3 protein-coding genes are annotated in these 5,073 nt (G+C 70.1%); all 3 read left to right on the forward strand.

The window, feature by feature from the left end:
- On the forward strand, positions 1 to 1,008 hold a 1,008-nt coding region (gene sucB, locus ACWD3D_RS33395; protein ID WP_451464464.1), incomplete at its 5' end, for a 2-oxoglutarate dehydrogenase, E2 component, dihydrolipoamide succinyltransferase.
- A gap of 234 nt (positions 1,009 to 1,242) precedes the next feature.
- The gene (locus ACWD3D_RS33400) at positions 1,243 to 1,866 is read left to right on the forward strand and encodes a GntR family transcriptional regulator (protein WP_451464465.1); all 624 of its coding nucleotides are present in this window, start codon (positions 1,243 to 1,245) and stop codon (positions 1,864 to 1,866) included.
- Positions 1,867 to 2,243: 377 nt separating this feature from the next.
- Positions 2,244 to 4,925, forward strand: a complete 2,682-nt coding sequence (aceE, locus tag ACWD3D_RS33405; protein ID WP_451464466.1) for a pyruvate dehydrogenase (acetyl-transferring), homodimeric type — start codon at positions 2,244 to 2,246, stop codon at positions 4,923 to 4,925.
- The last annotated feature ends 148 nt before the right edge of the window (positions 4,926 to 5,073 follow it).

Consider the following 5,073-nt stretch of genomic DNA (forward strand, 5'->3'; position numbering starts at 1 on the left):
CTCGTCGACGGCGTGCGGCATCAGGGAGGGGTCCGCGCCCCGGCTCCGGTCACCCCGGCCGCGACCGCCGGTGACGACGGCGCGTACGTCACGCCGCTGGTCCGCAAGCTCGCTTCGGAGAACGGCGTCGACCTGGGCGCGGTGAAGGGCACCGGCGTCGGTGGCCGTATCCGCAAGCAGGACGTCATCGCCGCCGCGGAGGCCGCCAAGGCCGCCGCAGCCGCTCCGGCCCCCGCTGCCGCCGCCGCTCCGGCCGCCTCCAAGGCGCCGAAGCTGGAGGCGTCGCCGCTGCGCGGTCAGACGGTCAAGATGACCCGCATGCGCAAGGTCATCGGCGAGAACATGATGAAGGCGCTGCACTCGCAGGCCCAGCTGACCTCGGTCGTCGAGGTCGACATCACCAAGCTGATGAAGCTGCGCAACCAGGCGAAGGCCGCGTTCGCCGCCCGTGAGGGCGTCAAGCTGTCCCCGATGCCGTTCTTCGTGAAGGCGGCGGCCCAGGCGCTGAAGGCCCACCCGGTCATCAACGCCCGGATCAACGAGGACGAGGGCACCATCACGTACTTCGACTCGGAGAACATCGGCATCGCCGTGGACGCCGAGAAGGGTCTGATGACCCCGGTCATCAAGGGTGCGGGCGACCTGAACATCGCCGGTATCTCGAAGAAGACCGCCGAGCTGGCCGGCAAGGCCCGCGGTGGCGGCCTCACCCCGGACGACATGTCGGGTGCCACCTTCACCATCAGCAACACCGGTTCGCGCGGTGCGCTGTTCGACACCGTCATCGTGCCCCCGAACCAGGCCGCCATCCTGGGCATCGGTGCCACGGTGAAGCGCCCGGCCGTCATCGAGACCGCCGAGGGCACCGTCATCGGCATCCGTGACATGACGTACCTCTCGCTCTCCTACGACCACCGTCTGGTGGACGGCGCGGACGCCGCCCGTTACCTGACCTCGGTCAAGGCGATCCTGGAGGCCGGTGAGTTCGAGGTCGAGCTCGGCCTCTGAACGATCCTGCTGTAACGAGCCTCACCAGCTGCGCCCCCGCCCGGACCACCTCCCGGGCGGGGGCGCAGCCGTATTGTCTACGGGGTATCCGGCGGTCACTGCCGGTCAACACCACGGGCCCTGGTGCCGCGCCCGGCAATGTTCGCCCCATGAGGAGGGGCGAAGCTTGCCGGGCGCGGCACCAGGGACCGTGGCCGGTCCCAGGCGGCACCGGTTCGCCCGAAGGAGCACCTCATGACCCCGCCCGTCGTCCACTCGCTGCGCGAACAGATCCGCGAGCACATCGTGGACGGGATCGTCAGCGGGCGCTGGAAGCCGGGCGAGCGCATCGTGGAGCGGCGGATCGCCACCGAGCTGGAGGTCAGCCAGACGCCGGTGCGCGAGGCGCTGCGCGAGCTGGAGACGCTGCGGCTGATCGAGTCGGCGCCCAACAAGGGCGTCCGGGTCCGCAATCTCACCGCCGCGGACCTGGAGGAGAGCTACCCCGTGCGTGCGGGCCTGGAGCAGATCGCGGCGGAGCTGGCGGCCTCCGCCCTCGGCAGCGACTGCTCGGCCCTCCAGCCGCACGTGAGTGCCCTCTACGAGGCCGACCGGGCGGCCGACGGGGAGGCGCAGGTGCGGCACACGGTGGGCTTCCACCGGGAGCTGGTGCGGGCGGCCGGCAACGCGGTGCTGCTGCACACCTGGGAGGGGCTGGGCATCGAGGTGTTCACGGCCCTGTCGATCCGCTGGCTGGGCACGGTGCAGAAGTCGTACGCGGAGGAGCACGAGGCGCTCATCGACGCGTTCCTGCGGCAGGACCCGCAGATCGGGCCGCTGGTCAAGGCACACGTGCTGGGCTGCGCGCCGCGCGCCTGAGGGACCGGCCGCGAGCCCTGCCGTACCGCGCCCCGGGGACCCTGCCGCGGGGGACCGTCCGTACCCTCTCCGGACGGTCGGCGGACGGGCGCGTACGCGTTTCTTCTCACGTCCGCATTGCCGTCAGGTTTCCCATCCGTCACCGGCATCGCTCTTTCGAGCAAAACATGACCGTTTTGGACCGGTTAATCCAGACACTCCGTGCCCCATACGGCGGCACCCCATGCCAATTTCTTCATATCGAGAAGTTTTTCCCCTCACCCCTTTGATCGATCATCGATCAGGGATTTACAGTTCTTCGCGGGCCCACCGGCCCGTCGCCCTGTCCTGCCAGCCAGGGACTTCTCCACCCCCTCCCACTCCGGAAGGCGGCGATCATGACCGACCCCGTAGGAAAGCGTCCGAGCGAACTCGACCAGTTCCCGGACCGCGACCCCGAAGAGACCGCCGAATGGGCGGCCTCTCTGGACGCCGTCACCAAGGCCGCGGGGCCGCATCGCGCCGCGTACCTGATGAGGCGTTCTCTCGAACACGCCGAAGGCGCCGGTCTCGCGCTGCCCAAGCTGCTGGAGACCGACTACGTCAACTCCATCCCGACCGCCGCCGAGCCCGAGTTCGACGGCGACCTGGAGATGGAATCCCGCATCACCGCCTGGAACCGCTGGAACGCGGCGGCCATGGTGACGCGCGGGGCGAAGTACGGCGTCGGCGGCCACATCGCCACCTTCGCCTCCGCGGCCTGGCTGTACGAGACGGGCTTCAACCACTTCTTCCGCGGCAAGGAGGGGGACGGCTCCGGCGACCAGCTCTACATCCAGGGCCACGCCTCCCCCGGCATCTACGCCCGCGCCTTCCTCGACGGCCGGCTGAGCGAGCAGCAGCTCGACAACTTCCGTCAGGAGGCGGGCGGCGACGGCCTGCCGTCCTACCCGCACCCGCGGCGTCTGCCCTGGCTGTGGGAGTTCCCCACGGTGTCGATGGGTCTCGGCCCGCTGTCGGCCATCTACCAGGCGCGTTTCAACCGCTACCTGGCCAACCGCAACATCAAGGACACGTCGAACTCGCACGTCTGGGCCTTCCTGGGCGACGGCGAGATGGACGAGCCCGAGTCGACGGCAGCCCTGGCGCTCGCCGCCCGTGAGGGTCTCGACAACCTGACCTTCGTCATCAACTGCAACCTGCAGCGTCTCGACGGCCCGGTCCGCGCCAACTTCCGCGTGGTCCAGGAGCTGGAAGGCGCCTTCCGCGGGGCCGGCTGGAACGTCGTCAAGACGCTCTGGGGCAACGCGTGGGACGAGCTCTTCCAGCTCGACACCACCGGTGCGCTGGTCCGCCGTCTCCGCGAGGTCCCGGACGCGCAGTTCCAGACGTACGCCACCCGTGACGTCGCCTACATCCGCGAGCACTTCTTCGGCGCCGAGCCCGCGCTCGCCGAGCTGGCGAAGCTGCTCACCGACGCGAAGATCGCCGAGTGTTTCTACACCTCGCGCGGCGGCCACGAGGCCCGCAAGGTCTACGCGGCGTACAAGGCGGCCCTGGAGCACAAGGGCGGCCCGACCGTGATCCTCGCCCAGACGGTGAAGGGCTTCACGCTCGGCAAGGGCTTCGAGTCCAAGAACGCCAACCACCAGATGAAGAAGCTGTCCCTGGACGAGTTCAAGGACATGCGCGAGCTGCTCGGCCTGCCGATCCCGGACAGCGCCTTCGAGAGCGGTGTGGTGCCTTACGGCCACCCCGGCGCCGACTCCCCCGAGGTCCGTTACCTCCAGGAGCGCCGCGCGGCCCTCGGTGGCCCCGCCCCCGCCCGCCGGGTGCACGCCGCGGCCCTGCCGCAGCCCGCCGAGCGCGCGTTCGCCGCCCTGAAGAAGGGTTCCGGCAAGCAGGAGATGGCCACCACCATGGCCTTCGTCCGCCTCGCCAAGGACCTGATGCGGGACAAGGAGACCGGCAAGCGCTGGGTTCCGATCGTCCCGGACGAGGCCCGTACCTTCGGTATGGAGTCGCTCTTCCCGTCGGCCGGCATCTACTCGCCGCTGGGCCAGACGTACGAGCCGGTCGACCGCGACCAGCTGATGTACTACAAGGAGGCCAAGGACGGCCAGATCCTCAACGAGGGGATCACCGAGGCCGGCTCCATGGCGGACTTCATCGCCGCGTCCACGTCGTACGCGACGCACGGCGAGACGATGATCCCGTTCTACATCTTCTACTCGATGTTCGGCTGGCAGCGGACCGGCGACCAGATGTGGCAGCTCGCCGACCAGCTCGGCAAGGGCTTCATCGTCGGCGCCACGGCCGGCCGTACGACCCTGACGGGTGAGGGCCTCCAGCACGCGGACGGCCACTCGCACCTGATCGCGGCCACGAACCCGGCGTCGCTCAACTACGACCCGGCCTTCGCGTACGAGATCGCGGTGATCGTCAAGGAGGGTCTGCGCCGGATGTACGGCGAGCCCGTCGAGGGCGAGGACTCCAACGTCTTCTACTACCTGACGGTCTACAACGAGCCGAAGCCCCAGCCCGCGATGCCGGAAGGCGTCGAGGAGGGCATCGTCAAGGGCCTGTACCGCTTCAAGGAGGGCACGCCGGTCGCCGCCGACGCGCCGCGCCTGCAGCTGCTGGCCTCCGGTACGGCCATCCACTGGGCCCTTCAGGCCCAGGAGCTGCTGGCCGCCGACTGGGGCGTCACCGCCGACGTCTGGTCCGCAACCTCGTGGGGCGAGCTGCGCCGCGACGCGCTGGACGCCGACGCCGCGCTGCTGCGCGGTGAGGAGCGGGTGCCGTACGTGACGCAGGCGCTGGCCGGTGCTCCCGGCCCGGTGCTCGCGGTCAGCGACTGGATGCGGCAGGTGCCGGACCAGATCAGCCAGTGGGTGGAGCAGGACTGGTCCTCGCTCGGCACGGACGGCTTCGGTCTCTCCGACACCCGCGACGCGGCCCGCCGCCACTTCGGTGTCGACGCGCAGTCGGTCGTCGTCGCGGCCCTGGCCCAGCTCGCCAAGCGCGGCGAGATCCCGGCCTCCGCGGTCAAGGAGGCCCGGGAGCGCTACGGACTCTGATCCGTACGCCTGACACACGCCCAAAACGCCGTGGCCCCTCCGGACACCGGAGGGGCCGTCCGGTCGCGAAGGGCGTACCGCGGTGGCGGGGTGGCCGCGGTCGAGTCATGCGGTCGTCCCCGCAGCGCGGCTACGCCGGGTAACAGGA

The organism is Streptomyces sp. NPDC002690 (genome assembly GCF_053592415.1).

What these genes read in the sequence shown, in the direction of transcription:
- ACWD3D_RS33400 (WP_451464465.1), top strand. Translation starts at nt 1,243, where the DNA reads ATGACCCCGCCCGTCGTCCACTCGCTGCGCGAACAGATCCGCGAGCAC.
- aceE (WP_451464466.1), top strand. Translation starts at nt 2,244, where the DNA reads ATGACCGACCCCGTAGGAAAGCGTCCGAGCGAACTCGACCAGTTCCCG.